Below are 17,242 nucleotides of genomic sequence, written 5' to 3'. Positions count from 1 at the left end.
TGCTCAGTTCGCCGACGCTTCAGGCAGCGTTGGCGAGTTGAGCGACCAAACGGCCGATCGTGTCACGCGTGAAGGACTTATCCATCGTGAGGTCGATCACACGGTGCAGGCGCCGCTGAAACGCTTCGTTCGAGAAGCTCAGCGCCTTTTCATGGCAGTCTGCGGGATGGATGTCGGCGGCGCGGTCGACGAAATGGCGAATGGCTTCGACGATCGCATCGCTGTCCTGACGCTTGAACAACATTCCGGTCGGCTTCGGCTTCCCGAGCGGGGTCACGATATCCTCCGCGCCGCCACGGTGATAGGCGATCACGGGTGTGCCGGCGGCTTGTGCCTCTGCCATCACGATGCCGAAATCCTCATAGGCGGCGAAAATGAAGGCACGCGCCCGGCGGATGGTTTCGACCAGGTCGTTGCGCGGAACATGGCCCTTGAAGGTTACGTTGGGGCCCGCAATCGCGCGGAGCTTGCTCATCTCCGGTCCGTCGCCGACGACGATGAGGCGCTTGTCTGGCAACTGCTTGAAAGCATCGACGACAAGGTCGATCCGCTTGTAGGGAACGAGACGGGAGGCGACGACGAAATAATCGTCCTTGTCCTCGCAAATCGGGAACCGGCTGACATCCACGGGCGGGTGCACCACGATCGAGTCCCGGCCGTAAATCTGCTCGATGCGCCGCCTGACGACGGTCGAATTCGCCAGCAGCGTATCCGCGCCATGCGCGGTACGGGCGTCCCAGATCCGCAGGCGATGCAGGCTGCTGCGCAAGAGAATGCCGATCGGCGGCTTGGAGAGGGACGAGCGCGACAGATATTCGAACGTCTGGTCCCAGGCGTAGCGCGGCGGGGTATGGATATAGGCAACATGCCGCTGATGCGGATGGACGATCACCCCCTTCGCGAATGCTGCCGAAGAGGAGAGGATCAGGTCGTAATCCGACAGGTCAAAGCTCTCCATTGCCCCCGGACAGAGTGGGAAAGTGTGCCTGTAGATCTGTTTCTTGAAGGGCAGCCGATCAAGGTAGCTCGTGATGATCCGTGACGCTCCAAGCTTCTTCCGATCCGCTTCGGAAAGGAACTCGTAGAGCGTGTAGAGGTCCGAAGGTCCCACGACCTTCATCATCTGGGTCAGGACCTGTTCGGCACCGCTATAGACCGGAAGCCAGTCATGGGCGATCGCGGTTTTCACTCTTCAGCTCTCCTGTCGTCCGCTGGGGTCTTCATGCATCTGAGCGGCCAAAGCTAGCATCGTTCGGGTGCGGCGGAGTGCCGCAGTTAGGGCAGGGGCGTTGCGCCCGGGTGAGCGCGCCAGAAGCGCATCAGTTGCACGGCGCTCGCCAAGGCTTGGGCCAGCGCGCCCAGCAGGATGCCGGCGAAGCCGCCCGGTAGTCCCATGCGCGGCGCCAACAAGAGGGTGGCAGTGACGAGCACCGCGAAGCCGACGATCTGGGCGCCGAGAAGCGAACGCTTCATCTGGGCAGCGTGCAGGCCGTTTGTCAGGAGCGCCGCGCCATAGAACGGGCCGGCGACCGCCGCAGCCCAGACCAGCAGCATGCCATATCCGGCGAAGCGTTGGCCATAGACCAGGCCCAGTATCTGCGAGCCGAACATCCAGGCAAGTCCGACGCCCAGGGCAGCCAGAAGCTGCATCAGCAGGGCCGGAAAGAGCAGCTGCTTCCAGAAGCTGCGCTGGCGGCCCTCCTTGACGGCCTTCGACAGGCCGGGAAGCAGCGAATGGCCGAGGGAACCGACGACGACCGACCCCAATGCGAGAAAATGATAGGAGGCGGCGAAATGGCCGAGTTCCTCCGCGCCGAAGAGATGTTCGAGCAAAAAGCGCGGGGCATTGACCGTGAAGGACATCACCGCGAGCGAGACTGCGAGCGGAGCAAGATGCACGCTGATACGTGCAAGCTTCATCAGACGCTTCGGCGACATGTCGCCGAGCTCGCGAAGCCCGACCAAGGACCAGAGCCGCCGACGCTGCGCGACGAACAGCACGAGCCAGATCGCCGCGATAGCCGTCAGGGCGAGCGGCAGGTTGCGAGCCCAGAGGTAAATCGCGGCGAAGGCAGCGAAAGAGACCGCGCAGCGCGACAGCGACGTCATGGCGACGAGGCGCGTCTGGCCTGCCTGCTGAAGCCAGCCGTAGACGAGGTCGAAAAAGCCCTCGGCATACTTGATCGCGAAAACGCCGAAGCTGATCGCGAGGAGGCCGGCGGAGGCGTAATAGAAATCGATGAAGGACAGGATTGCCGCAAAGAGCAGCAGCGGGATGACGATTCGCAGGGCCATGAAATCGGCCGGCGACGCGCCGTCCTCGCGGGAAACCAGCAACTGTTGCCGCATTGCGAGCCACGCGAGATAGCCTGCCGGCGTCGCGAAGGCCTGTGCGAGGGTATAGTAGCCGAGGGCTGCTGGCCCATCGATCCGCGCGATCGCGGCCATGATCAGCCATTGCAGCAGGGCCATCGCAGCGGTGGAGATCACCACATAGAGGGCGTCGATTCCAACCCTGCGGACAGACACTGCAGCAGCGCTCCCGTGAGAGGGCTTCATGTCGGTGGAAAAAGCGCTCACGCCCGGCTACCCGCCACGAGCCCGTATATGCGGGACGTCTCCCGATGTAGCGTCGAAAGAGTAAACATTTCGAGACATCGTTCGCGCGCGTGGTCCCCGATGCGGCCGCGCAAGAGCGGATCGCCGGCGAGTTTGACCAGCGCATTCGCCAGCATCTCCGCGTCATCGACGATGAACCCGCTCTCGCCGTCGACGATCATCTCCGGAATGCCACCGGAACGCGTCGCCACAACCGGCAGGCCCCGCCCCATCGCTTCCATCACCGAGCGAGGCAGGGGGTCGGGCGTGGTCGACGGAACGCACATGATGTCGATGTCGCGATAGACCTGGGCAGGCTCGGAGACGAAGCCTTCGAAGGAAACCGCCTCGGCCTGGCCCCGGCTCGCGATCTGGTCGCGGATTTCGCCTTCGTAGCCAGGCGTTTCCTCAGCGAAAGTCCCGCGGACGATCACCCTTAGTTGCGGTTGTTGGCGCCGGGCGATAGCGAGCGCGTCGATGAGGATATGCAGGCCTTTGGCAGGATGGATGCGCCCGGCGAAGCCGATTGCGATGCTACCGTCCGTTCGGACCGGCGAGCGTTCGTCCGGCACATCGAAGCCATTATAGACGACATGCGTATTGGCCGGCAGTGCCTGGTGCGGCCAGCACGCGCGGGAAACCAGGATGGCTCGATCCGAAGCCATCTGGAAGGCTCGCCATGTCATCCTTTCGACCGCGGTGTTGGCGATGTCGCGGATGTGGATCACCGCCGGCTTGCCGCCAAGGCGGCGCGCCGCGATGGCGATGGCATGGGCTTTGAGGCCGTTGCTGTGCACGAGCGCCACGCCGCGATCGGCTGCAAGCTCCTTCAGGCGTCGCGCGGCGCGCCAGAAGTCGGCACCGGCCGCAAAGCCGTCCCGCAAACGGAAGGGGCGCCGGATCGTGCTGACTGAACCGAAATCGACGACGTCGAAAGGGATGCCCAATTCGGAAGCTTTGCGGCTGAGTGGCCCCTCTGCCGGCACCGCCAGATAAGGCCGGACGCTTGGATTGGCCATCAAATCCATGAGCGACCGCTCAGCTCCGCCTTTAAAATTGGGGACCGGTGCGAGAAATAGGACGGGCGTTGGGGGCATGATACGTTGCTGCAAGCGATTACAATCAAGTTCATCGGAATGATGCATTGCTGTTGCAGTGCAATAGTGGCATTAACGCGCCATTGCTACAATTTGGTTTAGGCCGTGATGAGCCCGCTTTTTGACGACCTCTGGGTAAACACCGGTCGCCGCACGTCGATTGGCTTCCTCATTGGTCTGATTTATAGTCCTGGCTTCTTCACTGTAGCTTTGCATCGAGCGGTCGTTCGGCTGCGGCGTTGGGGGCCTCTGGGGCGCCTTCTCGCGATGCTGCTCTGGCGCGTCTCGGTGCTACTGACAGGATGCTACATCTCGGCAGGTGTCAGGATCGGCGGCGGGCTCAAGCTGCCCCATCCGGTAGGCATCGTTCTGGGCGAAGGCGTACGAATCGGTAAAGGCGTTACAATCTATCAGAATGTGACGCTCGGTCTTTCGCGCGCGCCCGATTCATCCACCGTGCCGTCCGAGCTTTATCCGACCATCGAGGATGGGGTGGTCCTTTATGCGGGAGCCGTCGTCCTCGGGTCTGTGACGGTTGGTGCCAATGCGGTGGTGGCAGCCAACGCCGTCGTGACCCGTGATGTGCCTGCCGGCTCGGTGGTTGCCGGTGTTCCGGCGCGTGTTCTGAAATCGCGATCTTAGGTGCCTTGAACGCAGGGAGAAGGCACGCCTCTCTTTGCGTAAAATCCAGCTGGACGGTACAGGGCATCGGTCCGATCGATTATAGCTGCGGAAGTTTTCGATGCGCCTGAAGATTCTCGGTAGCATGTTGCTGTTCGTGTTGCCCTGGAGCGTCAGGCGCCGGCTGCTGAATCGACTGTTCGGCTATCGCATCGCGCCGACGGCGCGAATCGGCTTTTCGTTGGTGCTGCTCGACGAACTCGTTCTGGAGGAGGGGGCGCGGATCGGGCATCTCAACCTCATCAAGTCGTTCGACCGGCTGGAAATGCTGGCTATGTCGAAGATCGGCAACCGCAACCACATCAGCGGCATCGGCAGCCGGAACGCGAAGCATTTCGGCGACGAGACCGGTCGCAGCCCGGAAATCATTCTGGGCGAGCATGCGTCCATCACCGGCCATCACATGATCGACTGCTGCAACCGGATCGAGATCGGCCGTTTCACGACGATCGCGGGAGCCGGAACGCATATCCTGACCCACGCGATCAGTATCAAGCGGAACCGGCAGGTGTCCGCTCCGGTGCGCATCGGGCAGTATTGCTTCGTCGGCGCCGCTTCGGTGGTGCTGAAGGGCGCGATCTTGCCGGATTTCAGCGTGCTTGCCGCCAATTCGACATTGCACCGGGCGTTCGAGGAGACGCACGGCATCTATTCCGGGGTCCCCGCAGAGCGGGTGCGGGCACTGGACGCGGATTGCGCCTATTTCGAGCGCAAGACAGGTTACGTGCCCTGACAATATCAGGGCTCGTGCCCGGCGTTATCTCTTTTCGGTTCTCTTTCTGACGGATCGTCTCCATCCGTGCTATGCTCGATGGGTTGCGTGGAACATGGTGGAGGCGATGGCGCGGGATATCGTTGTGAAAGAGGCGAACCCGCCCGAGCTGCCTGTCTCGTCGCGCGAGGCCATGGCTTCGATCCGCGGCTATCTGCGCGGCGGCGTCGCCATCGTGCTGGCACTGGTGTTCGGGCTCGGCGGGCTTGCCTACGGCACGCAGATTTCCGGAGCGGTCATCGGCGGTGGCCAGGTCGTCATCGAATCCGAGGTGAAGAAGATCCAGCACCAGAGCGGCGGCACGGTCGGTGAGCTTCTGGTCAAGGAGGGTGCGCGGGTTGAAGCGGGCGATCTTCTTCTGCGTCTCGACGACGTCGTGCTGCGCTCGAATCTCGGCGTCATCCAAAGTAATCTCGATGAGATGATGGCCCGCCAGGCGCGTCTGGAGGCTGAGCGCGACGGTCGTGCGACGATATCGTTCCCGGCGGAGCTGCGCGAGCAGGCCAAGGCGGAGCCGCGGGTCGACAAGCTCATCACCAGCGAACAGCGCGTCTTCGACCTGAGGGACGAGGCACGCAAAGGCCAGCGCGCCCAGCTGAGAGAGCGCATATCCCAGCTCCACAAGGAGATGGAGGGGTTGAACGCCCAGATCGCCGCCAACAAGCAGGAGGTGGTTTTGATGGGCAAGGAGATCGAGAGCGTTCGCGAACTCTGGCGCAAGAATTTGGTGCCGATTTCGCGTGTGACGGCCATCGAGCGCGATTCTGTCCGCACCAGCGGTGAAGGCGGGCGCCTCGTTTCGGCTCTGGCCGCCGCCGGCGGCAGGGTCAGCGAAACCGAGCTCCAGATTTTGCAGATCGATCAGGATCTCCGCAGCGAGGTCGCCAAAGAGCTGCGCGAGATTCAGGCGAGAAGCTCCGAATTGCGCGAAAGGCGGATCGCGGCTGACGATCAGCTGCGCAAGACCGATCTTCGCGCTCCCCAGAGCGGTATCGTCCATCAGCTGCAGGTGCATGTGAAGGGAGAGGTCCTCCCTCCCAACGAGCCGGTGATGATGATCGTCCCGAACCAGGATGCGTTGGCGGTGGATGTCCGGGTCTCGCCCACCGATATCGATCAGGTGCATGTCGGGCAGGCCAGCACACTGCGATTCCCGTCCTTCAGCGCACGCACGACGCCCGAGATCGATGCCGTGGTCCACCGTGTCTCGGCGGATGCGGAGACCGATAAGCGGACCGGGGCGAGCTTCTTCAGCGTACGGATCGCGCTCGAGCAAAAGGAAATCGATAAGCTCGGAACGGCCAAGCTCGTTCCCGGCATGCCGGTCGAGGCCTTCATCCAGACGCAGCAGCGCAGCATGTTATCGTATTTGCTCAAGCCGGTCAGTGACCAGATGGCCCGTGCCTTTCGAGAGAAATGACGTCGAGCCCGTTCGCGGTAACAGGCTGTGGATGAGTGGAGCGAATAGCCTCTCTAGTTCCTGGAAATGCGCTTTTGCGGATATTGCCATCAAGGCAGATTTGACGGTCTTTCCTGAAAGACTTCACGCGCGCCAAGGCGCTGGACAAGGATTTAATCCTGTCGGCACAGTGATCGCGGCGGCAGAGGTGATTCGGGGCAATCCATGGCGTGGAGAGCAGGGCGCGTAGCCTACAGGCTTGCGCGGCATGCAGCATATGTCGCGGCGACAATTCCGCGTCTCATGGGCATGCATCCGCGGCACTGCAATGTGTGCGGCTACCACGGCCGTTTCATGGCCTTTGGCCAGCCGCCGCGGTTCGATGCGCATTGTCCATCTTGCGGCAGCCTGGAACGTCACCGTTTGCTGAAGCTCTGGATCGACGAGAATGCCGGCCTGGTTGCTCAGTCGGACCTGCTGCATTTCGCGCCGGAGCCCGAACTTGGGCATCAGCTGAGCCAGATGGCGCGCTCCTACGATAGCGCCGACCTCTCCGAGCGAAGGGCGCGCAGGGTTCTGAACATCGAGGCGATCGACCTCGCTCCAGCATCTCATGATATCGTGGTTTGCTCGCATGTCCTCGAGCATGTCGACGACCGCAAGGCTATGCGGGAGATCCATCGCATCCTGCGGCCGGGAGGCGTGGCACTTCTGATGACGCCGGTTGTCGAAGGCTGGGACGATACCTACGAGGACGAGGCGGCTACCTCTGCTGCCAAGCGAAGCCTTTATTTTGGCCAGTCGGATCACGTTCGCTTCTATGGTTCCGATATTCGCCTCCGGCTCGCCGATGCGGGCTTCCTGGTGGAGGAATTCACGGCGCGCGAACCTTACGTATCCCGGCATGGGCTTGTTCGCGGCGACAAGATCTTCGTCTGTTACAAGGAGCAGGTCTCCGAAGCCGTCTTGCCGATGAGTTCTCAGCTAGGCGCGAGGGTTGAGCTAAGCCTCGTCGCGTCGCGGCGCTCGGCTTCGTCTGCCGTGAGTGCCGCCCGTCACCGTCGCTTCCGATGAGGCTTGGCCTGCGTGTGACGATTTTGAGGAGATCGTGACCCTCCGGACACTTTGCGATGACGATACGGTAGGGTATTCCTCGTGGGGAATGGAATCCGGCACAAGGTTATCGGAATGGTTGCGTACTGTGTTGGCCGGGTTCTCGCCGCTCCGAGCGGCATCTGTTTCGAGATGCTCGACCCTGCCGAAGCTGAGCCGCTGGTGGTCTTCGTGACGGCGGAAGCGCTTAGCGGCGACGTCCTTGAGCCTCTGCGTGATCCCGACGAGATGATATCGGCCTTCGAGGCCTCGCGGCCTTGGATCGAAATGGTAGCCAAGAACCTGCACGACGGGCGCGGCGTTTCACCGGTTCTGATCCGCGACATCCCAATGGTGATATGAGCGGAAACGCCGCCGCCTTTCGTGTGTTTTCGGATCCTGGCGGTGGCGCGCTGTCAATAATTTCTTCCTCCGCCGGCACGGTCAGAGATTCGACATGAGAGCGTGCTGACTTCCTGCGCATAGGCTGAGCCTTTGTGCTTTCGAAAATCAGGTTGGACGAAATCACTCGGACTCGGGGCGGCAACCAAGCCGTAGCAGGTAGAGAGGGGACGGCGTGCTGACAAAGATTCTTGCAAGGCGCACGACGCGCGCGAGCGACCGCAGCAGCCGGCCTTTGTCGTATTGGCGCACGGCCTGCCTCATCGGCGCGATGAGCGGGCTGTATGGTTCGCTCCCACAGCCGGCTTCCGCACAGGATCTAATCGCGGTGACCGGGCATTTTCTCCATCACAGCCGCTTCTATCCTCAATATGGGCCCTATTGGCGGATTGATCTCACGCTCCCGCTGGTGAAGGAGCTCGGGGTCAAGACCGTTCACGAGGCGATCTATTCGCTTGAGGCTTCACCGAGGGCGCTCATAACCGGCGGGAAGACCGACCCCGCGACTGTCAGGATGGTCGAGGAAAACCGTCGCCTCGTCGGCCAGTGGCTCGCGGCCTATGACGCTTCTGGCGTAAAGGTCGTGTTGGCCGTTCTCGGGCAGCCGCCCAAGACACCACGCGAAGTCGAAAAAAACACGGAAATGTTTGCGTGGGTCGCGGAACTCGTCGCGGCTCACCCCTCCGTGATTGCGGTGCAACTGCACAATGAGGCTAACCTGACCCATTTCTGGAAGGGCACGCCGGAGCAATATGTGGATGTCTACCGGCCGCTTGCCCAGGCGATCAAAGCGAAGCGGCCGGACGTCCGGATCGTCGGCGGTGCGATTTCAAGCCTATGGTGGGGCCCCGGCATCGGCTGGCTGAAGCGTGCCGTGGATCACGGTCTGCTCGATTTCTGCGACAGCATCGCCGTCCACCCCTATAATGTCGACTCGCCGCCCGAGGCCGATCCGCATTGGCGGGGTGCTCCGGCCACCGATCCCGATCAGCGCGAAAAGGCATTGCATGCCTTTTGGAAGCAGATCGAAAACTGGAACAAGTCAGGCAAGAAACTCGACCTGTTCTTCACGGAATTCGGCTGGAATACAGCAACCGCGGGGCGAGCCCATGTGGACGAAGCGACCCAGGCCGACTATCTCGCCCGCAGCTTCATGATCTTCCAGGACGTGCGTTTGCGTGGGGTTCCGCTGCGTTCGGCCCACTGGTACGACCTCAAGGACGACGGCGAGAAGGATGACAAGGGCGAGCATCGCTATGGTCTTGTCGGTTTCGACCTGACGCGCCGCAAGCCGGCCTTCCAGGCGATGAAGGCTCTCAATGCCTATTTCGGCCAGACCGATGCTTTCGAGGCTTCGAAGCGCCAGATCGACGTCAGCGCGCCGGGTGCGCCCATCAAGACGAAATCCTGGAGGCGCAAGAGCGACGGCGCCGAGGTCATCGTCTTTTGGTCCACCGGGCTCGACGGCGTCCAGGGCGGACGCGCGAGCGCCAGCCTGCGCATCGAGGGAGTTAAGAGCGCGACTGGCCGGCTCTTTTTCGCCGACGAGCGGAAGCCGCAAGGCATGACGTTGAAAGCTGACGGCAGTGCGAGCGTCGTCTCGGTCGAGGCAACGTCTCGTCCGCAATGGATCGAGATCCCCATGCGCTGACCGAGGTTCGCGGCAGGCTGATGAGTTAGAAGAGGTTATCGTCTTCCCGTGAGATGCTCTACATCACGCCAGCGATAATCGCGTCGGACCGCCATCGCCTCATCCGGAGCCCGCCAAAGCCCATGACGCCAATCTCGACCATGGCTCCGAAGCCTTTCCCGGCCACCCGTGGCCGGACGCTACGTATCCCGCATATTCCGCTGTTCGAACGGCTGGTCTATTATCTGCTCTTGCCGGATTTGTTCTGTCGCGTGGTGCTGGAACTCGGCGCGGGCATGTACTGGTATTTTTTGACCCAGCCGAAGCAGTGGGTCTTCTACGGCGTGATGCTGATCGAGTATCTGCTTCAGCTGCGGTCATTCGCGCGCGTGCGTTATGTCAAAAGCGGCAACCACATGGCCGCCTTTCTCTTCCTCATTATGTTCCTGCATGGATTGCTGGGAGGAGTGGCCTGGGGGAACGCACCGGCGAAGATCATCACCGACAGCATTCCTGTCATCGTCGTCGTGCTCAACGTCATTCTTCTGTCGCGGGTGGACGCTTTCGACGGGTTCAGCTTGAAGCGACTGACGATCGTGGTCCGCGGCTACAGCCTCATCATGGTGCTCGCAGGCACGCTGGCCGTAGCGATGGGTAAGCCCTCGGTCGTCAGCCTCGGCGGGTCGGCAGGGACCCCGATCTGCCTTGCGGTTCTGCTGGTGACGATGATGATCAAGCGCCGCATTGCCGCGCTCGACGTCATCATCCTCGGCATGATCCTGGTGCCGATTGCGCCCAATCTGACGCGAACGACGCTTCTCGCCTTCGTGCTCGCCTTTGGCATCTTCGTCGCTCCGAAGGTCTTTCGCAGCGGCATCGCCATCTACACGTCGATCATGGTCGTGATGCTGACGGCCGTGAGCTTTCCGATGATCGTGCCGGAGGACAGCCCGCTCATGGTCCGTATTCGCGGCACGCTGGAAATGGCGGAGAGCTCGTCCACCAGCGCCGCCGGCGAGGGCTCTTTGGGCGAGCGAGCGGCCGAGGTTGCCGCTATAGCGGAGGAAATGGATCGCCGCGGATTCAATGCCCATATGTTCGGGCTGGGAGCCGGAGGCATCTATCAAGTCGAGTTCTCGGGCGGTCGCATGCCGGAAAACTACAGCCACGCCCATTTCGGTTGGGCGTTGTTCAAGCTGCGATACGGTTACATCGGCTATTTCTATCTCACATGCTTCGCGTTTTTGTTGATAGCCAATATCTGGCGGACGTTACGCTCGCCGTTGCCGGAAAACCGGATGATAGGCATGTTCGGGCTCTGGGGCTTCCTCTTCATCTTCACTTACATGTTCTACAATCAGCTCGTGGCCGGCCTGCAATTCGCGATGCATCAGCCGGCGGCCAGGGCGCTGTCGGCGTCCGGGCGCAGGAAACGAAACGTCGACGCCTCCAGCACGATGCAGGTGAGCAGGCCGGTCGCATAGGCTCCGGTATCGAGGTTGATCCGGTCAGGCCCGACTTCTGGTGCCGAAACTGGGCTGTGGCCATGCACGACCACGCGCCCGAAGCCGCTGGGCGTCGTCAGAAACGGCTCGCGGATGGTCGTGAGGGTATTCGCATCGTGTTCGACAATCGGCTTGCCGGGCTCGACCCCGGCATGGACAAAGACATAGTCGCCAAGGCTGACGCTCGTACCCAGATTAGCGAGAAAGCGCAGATGGCTGGGTGGCATGGTGTCGCGCAGTGTCTGCGACGTCTCCGCAAGCGTATGACGAGAAGCATGCAGGGGCGGCGTGATGCCGTAGGAGGATAATGTCTGCCGCCCACCGATGCCGAGCCAGCGGGGGCCGAAGCTCGCATCCCGAAGAAAGCGCAACAGATAGAGCTCGTGATTGCCCGCGAGGCAGATCATCGCCATGAACCGCCCGGCCCGCAGCAAGAGTTCGATGACCTCTGCCGAAGCGGGGCCACGGTCGACATAGTCGCCGAGGCAGACCAAGAGCGGCGTGGCGATGGGATGGTCCCTGATATCAGCGCCGATCGCGAGCAGTTGCGCCTTGAGCAGGTCGGCTCGCCCGTGGATGTCGCCCATCGCGTAGACGCGGACGCCTGAAGGCAACGACGCGCCGGATGGGCTGGGGCCCGTTACGAGAGGAAGGGAAGTTTGCATATGCGTAGACTTGCTCATTCTTCGTTAAGACGACATTAGATCGTCAGGCGCCTGCCGGGTACCGAACGGACATAAGGCTTTGTCGAAGCGTCGGACGGGATGAAGACGGTAACGGGAGAGGCGCAAGCGCAGGGCCGGAGGAGCAGACGCCGCAGGCGGACCTTGCCGTCGGCCGAACTCGTCTTGCGATCGGCGCTCTATCTCGTTCTCGGGCTCGCGGTGATCGGGCTCGGCGCGGTCGACCGCCTATTGTTCGCCTTCATTGGTTTTGCGGTTTTCGCGATCTGGCTTGGCGCGAATCTGCTGATCCCGGTCCCGGACTGGCTGGCGCGCTGCCATGCCACGATCAACTGGGCAATTCTCGCCGTGCTTGGTTTCGCCGCAGTTCAGATCCTTCCTTGGCCGCCAGCTGGGCTGCTCCACCCAATGTTCTCCGAGCCGCTGCTTGGCGATGGGCATCTTCGCGCGATCTCGGCAAATCCTTCTGCCACGATCTCAACCTGTCTGGCGATCATCGTGCCGCTGGCGGCGATGTCCGCCAGCATGCTCCTGCATCAGAGCGAGGTCGCCGCAGCGCGGTTCATGCGGCGTGGCGTGCTGGTGGGAGGGTTAATCGTGGGGCTGGCGCTCGTCCAGTTCATGATCATGCCGGACACGTTGCTGTTTTTCCGGAAGCTCGCCTATCGCGACAGTTTCACGGTGACCTTCGTCAATCGCAATACGGCGGCCACCTTCTGTGGCATCGTGCTGCTTCTCGCAACCGTTCTGTCGCTGAATGAGATGGCTCTGCGACGGGCCGGCCATTCTCACCGCTGGTTTCAGGTCACGAGTTCCTCATGGTCGGAATGGGGCTTGCGGCTGGTCATTCCAATCGCAGCGATCGGCCTCGCCCTCACGCGGTCTCGCGCGGGAGTCGTGTCCACTTTGCTGCCGCTGCTCGCGGTGGCATCGCTCCACGGCTATCTCTTCTTGCGTGAACGGCGATTGACGCTGGTGTTGGCCGGGCGAACGGCATTTGTCATCGCCGCATTGTTCGCCGTGGCGATCATGGTCCTTGATCAGGTGATCGACCGCTTCGAGGCCCAAGGGGCCAATAGCGGGCGCTGGTGCGTCTATCAAACGATGGCTCGGGCCGCATTGGAGAGGCCGTGGCTCGGCATCGGGCTTGGCGGTTTCGAGGCATTCTATCCGACACGGCGAGATCCTGCTTGCGGGATTTATGGCGAGTGGGAATACCTGCACAGCGTTTATCTGGAGATGATACTCAGCGGCGGGGTCGTCTTGACCGGCATCGTGCTGATCTTCATCGCATGGATTGGAAGAGTATTCTTTGCCGGTTATCGGCGGCGTCGCAGTTTCAGGGTCATCCCGCTGATCGGCGGCATGGTCCTGATGCTAGTCGCATGTCATTCGATCTTCGATTTTTCCATCCAGATTCCCGGAATCGGGCTGCTTGTGGCCGTAATCCTGGGCGCGGCGATGCCGATCGCCTTGGTGATTCCCCGAAGAAGAGCGGCAAATTTGTCTGTTAATAATGGGTTAAAATACTAGCTTGACCAAACGTAAAATTTTAGGATACTGCCAACTACGGCTGATGCGGCTACATGCGTTTTTCTGCTTTCTGAAGGGGTTGGGTTATGAACGACGTCGGCACGATCGATAATGGTTTCAATGGGATGACGGGTAAGGAGTTCAACAGCTCCACGGGCAGCATCGCGGCTACGTCGAAGGACGACCTGATCTTCGTTCAGGCTGCTGCCGGTGGCGTCGCAGTGAACACCACCGTGAATGCGGGCGCCGGTGACGACGTCGTTTTCGGCGGCGACGGCAATGACAAGATCGACGCCGGAGAAGGCAATGACGTCGTCTATGGCGGCGCCGGCAATGACGTGCTCGGCGGTGGCGCCGGCAGCGATATCCTGATCGGCGGCGAAGGCAACGATCAGCTCGATGGCGGCATCGGCGACGATATTCTCAGCGGCGGCTCGGGTTCCGACACCTTCAATTTCAAGACCGGTTTCGGTAACGACATCATTACCGACTTCACCTTCGGCGGCCCTGATGGCGACAAGCTGAACATCTATGCTGGCGCTATCGGCAACGCCAAGAACATCACGATCACCTCGACGGCCGACCTTGATGCGCTGGTTGCCAACAACCTCGCAACGAAGACGGTTGACGGTCATGGCGCCGCGACCTTCACGTTTGGCTCGAATGGTTCGATCACTTTCCAGAACTATGAGGCGACCACGGGCAGCCCGAATGCGGCCGGCACGCCCCGCGACGACGTGCTTCATACCGGCACTTCGAATGGTCAGATCACCGGCCAAGGTGGCGACGATATCGCGCTCGCCGGTTCGGGCAATGCCAACATCAATGGTGGCGAGGGCAACGACGTGCTCGTCGGTGGCGCCGGTAACGACCTGATCGGCGGCGGTGCGGGCGACGACATCCTCTTCGGTGGCGGCGGCAACGATGTGCTTGCCGGTGGCGCCGGTGCTGATCTCCTGACGGGTGGTGAAGGCGCCGATACCTTCCTGTTCAAGGATGATTTTGGGCACGACATCGTCACTGATTTTGATTTCGGGGATGGGGATGCGCTGTCCTTCAACTCCGGCGCTACGGGGCTCGTGAAGATCACTTCGGAGGCCCAGCTTGTGGCTTTCGCGGCGGCTCACACCACTACAGTTGTGGATGGCGGCGCCAACCTGCTGATCACGATCGATGCCGACCACAGCGTCAAGCTGATCGGCCACGGCGCTGGTTTCGTGGTCGTCTGACGCTCATTCGTCAATAGTTCGGAAAAGGCCTGCGGAGTTCGCTCCGCAGGCCTTTTTTGTTGCATTCGTAGCCCTCTCATCAAATCGGTTCTGTAAGTTGTCGGGCTTCTCGACGGCATGCCATTCCCAAGATACTCGGCGGCTGTTCGATGGTGATCTTCGTGACCCATATCATCATCGCGTCGGGGCTGCGGATCATCCTGCTGCGCTTCACGCCGATTCAGGATCCGGCCCTGCATCTGTTGATTGGACTTTGTGCGGGGCTGCTGCTGCCCGTCGTCGCCTATCGTGTGGCGGCCTGGCTGGGGATCGAACTATGGCTGGGCTGGCCGGCTCGCCCGGCCAAGGCGGCCCGAGCCGTTTAATGGGCCCGGACCTGCTGCGAGCTCAGGACGATGGAAGCTGACGTTCAGGCCTCGAAGCCGGTGATTCTTCGATGCTTGCGGCCGGGGCGTTCGAGACTCGACTCAGCACGGAATTGAGGACGCGATCCTTGTCGCCGAAAGCCTGCATCTGGCCTGCGTTCATCACCAGCACGTAGTCGCAGGCTGCCAAGGCACTGGGACGATGGGCGATCACGACGGCGATGCCCCCGCGCTCGCGGACCCTTGAAATCGAGCGCGTCAGGGCGGCTTCGCCTTCCGCGTCGAGATTCGAGTTGGGCTCGTCCAGCACGACGAGGAACGGATCGCAGAACAAGGCGCGCGCCAGGGCGATGCGTTGACGTTGCCCCGCCGAGAGAGAGGAACCGTGCTCGCCGATCTGCGTGTCATACCCTTGAGGCAGCATGAGGATCATCTCATGCACCTCCGCCGCAATCGATGCGGCAATCACGTCATTGGGGTCGAATTTCGGGTTGAAGCGGGCGATGTTCTCGGCCACCGTTCCGGCGAACAATTCGACATCTTGCGGCACATAGCCGATATGTTGTCCCAGCCTTTCCGGCGGCCATTGCGTTAGCGCCGCGCCGTCGAGGCGGACATTTCCCCGGGCGGTTGGCCAAATTCCGACCAGCGCCCGGGCGAGCGACGACTTGCCCGACGCGCTGCGCCCGATAATGCCCAGCGCCGATCCTGCCTCTATCTTGAACGAGACCTCGCGGGCAGTCAGGCTGCTGCCTCCCGGAGGCACAACGCTGATGTGGTCGGCCGAAAGCGACCGATATGGGGCCGGAAGCGCCATCACCTCGTTCCGCGGCAGGTTATCGAACAGCAGGTTGAGCCGGGTCCAGCTGTCTCGCGCTGCCCGGAAGGACTTCCATTGAGCGATGACCATCTCGACCGGCGCCAGTGCGCGGGCGATGAGGATCGAGGAAGCGATCATAACCCCCGGAGTGGCGATCTGCTGGATGACGAGATAGGCGCCGGCCGCCAGCGTCGCCGATTGGATCGCCAGGCGCGCGACCTTGGAAATACTGCCCAGACCCAGCGATACGTCGGCCGCCTTGTTGTTGGCATCGGCGAAAGCGCTGTTCGCCGCCTCCCAGCGCCGCGAGATGTTTCCGCGCATGCCCAGCGCGCGGATGGCTTCGGCATTCCGCCGGCCAGCTTCCGCCAGCGCAGCGCGTTGCGTTCCGTACCGAGTGGCCTCCTTCGCGGCATCTCGCGTGCCAACCTCGGTAAACCGCGTCAGCGCAATCAGGATCAGCGCGCCGATAACGGCCATTCCACCCAGAACCGGGTGGAAGAGGTAGCAGATCAGAATGTAGACCGGCATCCAGGGCAGGTCGAAAAAAGCGCTGGGGCCCCCTCCGACGAGAAAAGACTTGATGCTGTCGAAATCTCGGTTGGGCTGACTGGCGTCGAGCTTCAGCCCCTTGTTGATGGAGAGAAAGGTCATCGCCTCGAACAGGCGCGGCGAGATCGCGAGGTCAAGCGACCGCGCGATGCGCACCATGATGCGCGAACGAATGATGTCGATCGATCCTTGAAAGACATAAAGCACTGCGAGGATGATGCTGAGGCCGACAAGCGTCGGAACGCTCCGGCTCGGGATCACGCGGTCATAGACCTCCAGCATGAAGAACGAGCCGCTCAGATACAGCACATTGACGATGCAGCTCATCGCTGCCACGCCCATGAATGCCGAGCGATAGGGAGCGAGAGCCGCCCGAAGTTCCGTGTTACCCTGGGTCAACCGTCACGCCCGCCGATGATCGCGATGCTCAAATGCAAATCCCCGGCCCACAAGCTCCAGGTTATCTGTCGTCAGGCCACTTTGCTCTGACGAGTTTCCGATACCAGAACCGTCGGATCAATACTATGCCCTGACTTTGCTTCTTCGCCGGGCACCTCCCGGCGAGTGCGGTGCGACATGTTTCCGCTGCCCGGCACAAGTGTCATCAGCGTTTCCCGAAGCGCGGTCCAGGAGCCCACCATAGTGTCTCGCGCGGGCGATGCCTGCGCAAGTATGCGCAGATAATCCTTTGTGAGCTCGTCCGGCAGCCGGCTGCGGGAGAGGCCGGAGCGGCTTCTCATGCGAGGCCAGCCTTGCTGGATCGCGTAGATGCGGGCATCTGCGGCGCCTAAGCCTGTGAAATCAGCGAGTTCTTCGTCGTCCAGCCAAATCTGCGGCATGGCGTCCTCCTGGATACGCCCCTCCTATCGGAACCACCTTCCCTA

Annotated in this window: 16 protein-coding genes; 10 read left to right on the top strand and 6 right to left on the bottom strand. The window is 61.7% G+C overall.

What is annotated here, in order from left to right; all coding sequences use genetic code 11:
* Positions 1–19: 19 nt before the first annotated feature.
* The 3 genes from AC3WMA_RS07215 to AC3WMA_RS07205 all read right to left on the bottom strand — a co-directional run bounded on the left by AC3WMA_RS07215 (position 20) and on the right by AC3WMA_RS07205 (position 3,626).
* Complete coding sequence (locus tag AC3WMA_RS07215; RefSeq protein WP_492284679.1) at positions 20–1,189, bottom strand: glycosyltransferase; 1,170 nt, start codon at positions 1,187–1,189, stop codon at positions 20–22.
* A gap of 86 nt (positions 1,190–1,275) precedes the next feature.
* The gene (locus AC3WMA_RS07210; RefSeq protein WP_492284678.1) at positions 1,276–2,529 is read right to left on the bottom strand and encodes a lipopolysaccharide biosynthesis protein; all 1,254 of its coding nucleotides are present in this window, start codon (positions 2,527–2,529) and stop codon (positions 1,276–1,278) included.
* 47 nt (positions 2,530–2,576) lie between these two features.
* Positions 2,577–3,626 (bottom strand): glycosyltransferase family 4 protein, encoded by a 1,050-nt coding sequence (locus AC3WMA_RS07205; RefSeq protein ID WP_492284677.1) that lies wholly within the window; start codon positions 3,624–3,626, stop codon positions 2,577–2,579.
* Between the two features lie 177 nt (positions 3,627–3,803).
* Between AC3WMA_RS07205 and AC3WMA_RS07200 the strand changes: the two genes are divergently transcribed.
* From AC3WMA_RS07200 to AC3WMA_RS07170, 7 genes are all read left to right on the top strand, one after another.
* Positions 3,804–4,337 (top strand): serine O-acetyltransferase, encoded by a 534-nt coding sequence (locus tag AC3WMA_RS07200; protein ID WP_492284676.1) that lies wholly within the window; start codon positions 3,804–3,806, stop codon positions 4,335–4,337.
* A 100-nt stretch (positions 4,338–4,437) separates the two neighbouring features.
* Positions 4,438–5,109, top strand: a complete 672-nt coding sequence (locus tag AC3WMA_RS07195) for an acyltransferase (protein WP_492284675.1) — start codon at positions 4,438–4,440, stop codon at positions 5,107–5,109.
* A gap of 94 nt (positions 5,110–5,203) precedes the next feature.
* Positions 5,204–6,568: an HlyD family type I secretion periplasmic adaptor subunit gene (locus AC3WMA_RS07190; protein WP_492284674.1), complete on the top strand. Its 1,365-nt coding sequence runs from the start codon at positions 5,204–5,206 to the stop codon at positions 6,566–6,568.
* A gap of 282 nt (positions 6,569–6,850) precedes the next feature.
* A complete protein-coding gene (locus AC3WMA_RS07185) occupies positions 6,851–7,621 on the top strand; it encodes a class I SAM-dependent methyltransferase (RefSeq protein ID WP_492284673.1) in 771 nt (256 codons plus the stop codon).
* A gap of 171 nt (positions 7,622–7,792) precedes the next feature.
* The gene (locus AC3WMA_RS07180; RefSeq protein ID WP_492284672.1) at positions 7,793–8,002 is read left to right on the top strand and encodes a hypothetical protein; all 210 of its coding nucleotides are present in this window, start codon (positions 7,793–7,795) and stop codon (positions 8,000–8,002) included.
* 367 nt (positions 8,003–8,369) lie between these two features.
* On the top strand, positions 8,370–9,692 hold the full coding sequence (locus tag AC3WMA_RS07175; RefSeq protein ID WP_492284671.1) for a hypothetical protein: 1,323 nt from the start codon (positions 8,370–8,372) through the stop codon (positions 9,690–9,692).
* A 122-nt stretch (positions 9,693–9,814) separates the two neighbouring features.
* A complete protein-coding gene (locus AC3WMA_RS07170) occupies positions 9,815–11,155 on the top strand; it encodes a hypothetical protein (RefSeq protein WP_492284670.1) in 1,341 nt (446 codons plus the stop codon).
* On the opposite strand, the gene AC3WMA_RS07165 is transcribed toward AC3WMA_RS07170, so the two are convergent.
* On the bottom strand, positions 11,062–11,763 hold the full coding sequence (locus tag AC3WMA_RS07165; protein ID WP_492284669.1) for a metallophosphoesterase: 702 nt from the start codon (positions 11,761–11,763) through the stop codon (positions 11,062–11,064). The two genes, AC3WMA_RS07170 and AC3WMA_RS07165, sit on opposite strands and share 94 nt — an antisense overlap.
* A 177-nt stretch (positions 11,764–11,940) precedes the next feature.
* Between AC3WMA_RS07165 and AC3WMA_RS07160 the strand changes: the two genes are divergently transcribed.
* From AC3WMA_RS07160 to AC3WMA_RS07150, 3 genes are all read left to right on the top strand, one after another.
* Positions 11,941–13,392: an O-antigen ligase family protein gene (locus AC3WMA_RS07160; protein WP_492284668.1), complete on the top strand. Its 1,452-nt coding sequence runs from the start codon at positions 11,941–11,943 to the stop codon at positions 13,390–13,392.
* A gap of 86 nt (positions 13,393–13,478) precedes the next feature.
* Positions 13,479–14,621 carry a calcium-binding protein gene (locus AC3WMA_RS07155; protein ID WP_492284667.1) on the top strand — a complete coding sequence of 381 codons (1,143 nt, stop codon included), beginning with the start codon at positions 13,479–13,481 and terminating at the stop codon, positions 14,619–14,621.
* Between the two features lie 149 nt (positions 14,622–14,770).
* Complete coding sequence (locus AC3WMA_RS07150; protein ID WP_492284666.1) at positions 14,771–14,986, top strand: hypothetical protein; 216 nt, start codon at positions 14,771–14,773, stop codon at positions 14,984–14,986.
* Between the two features lie 22 nt (positions 14,987–15,008).
* Here the strand turns inward: AC3WMA_RS07150 and AC3WMA_RS07145 are convergent, their stop codons facing one another.
* Together AC3WMA_RS07145 and AC3WMA_RS07140 are read right to left on the bottom strand one after the other, a co-directional pair.
* Positions 15,009–16,757 carry a type I secretion system permease/ATPase gene (locus AC3WMA_RS07145; RefSeq protein WP_492284665.1) on the bottom strand — a complete coding sequence of 583 codons (1,749 nt, stop codon included), beginning with the start codon at positions 16,755–16,757 and terminating at the stop codon, positions 15,009–15,011.
* A gap of 71 nt (positions 16,758–16,828) precedes the next feature.
* Positions 16,829–17,197 carry a hypothetical protein gene (locus AC3WMA_RS07140; protein ID WP_492284664.1) on the bottom strand — a complete coding sequence of 123 codons (369 nt, stop codon included), beginning with the start codon at positions 17,195–17,197 and terminating at the stop codon, positions 16,829–16,831.
* Between the last annotated feature and the right edge of the window lie 45 nt (positions 17,198–17,242).

The sequence above is a fragment of the Allobosea sp. FW305-C-101 genome, from assembly GCF_058783685.1.
Note: the sequence above shows the minus strand (reverse complement) of the source record. Positions and strands in the feature narration are given on the sequence as shown.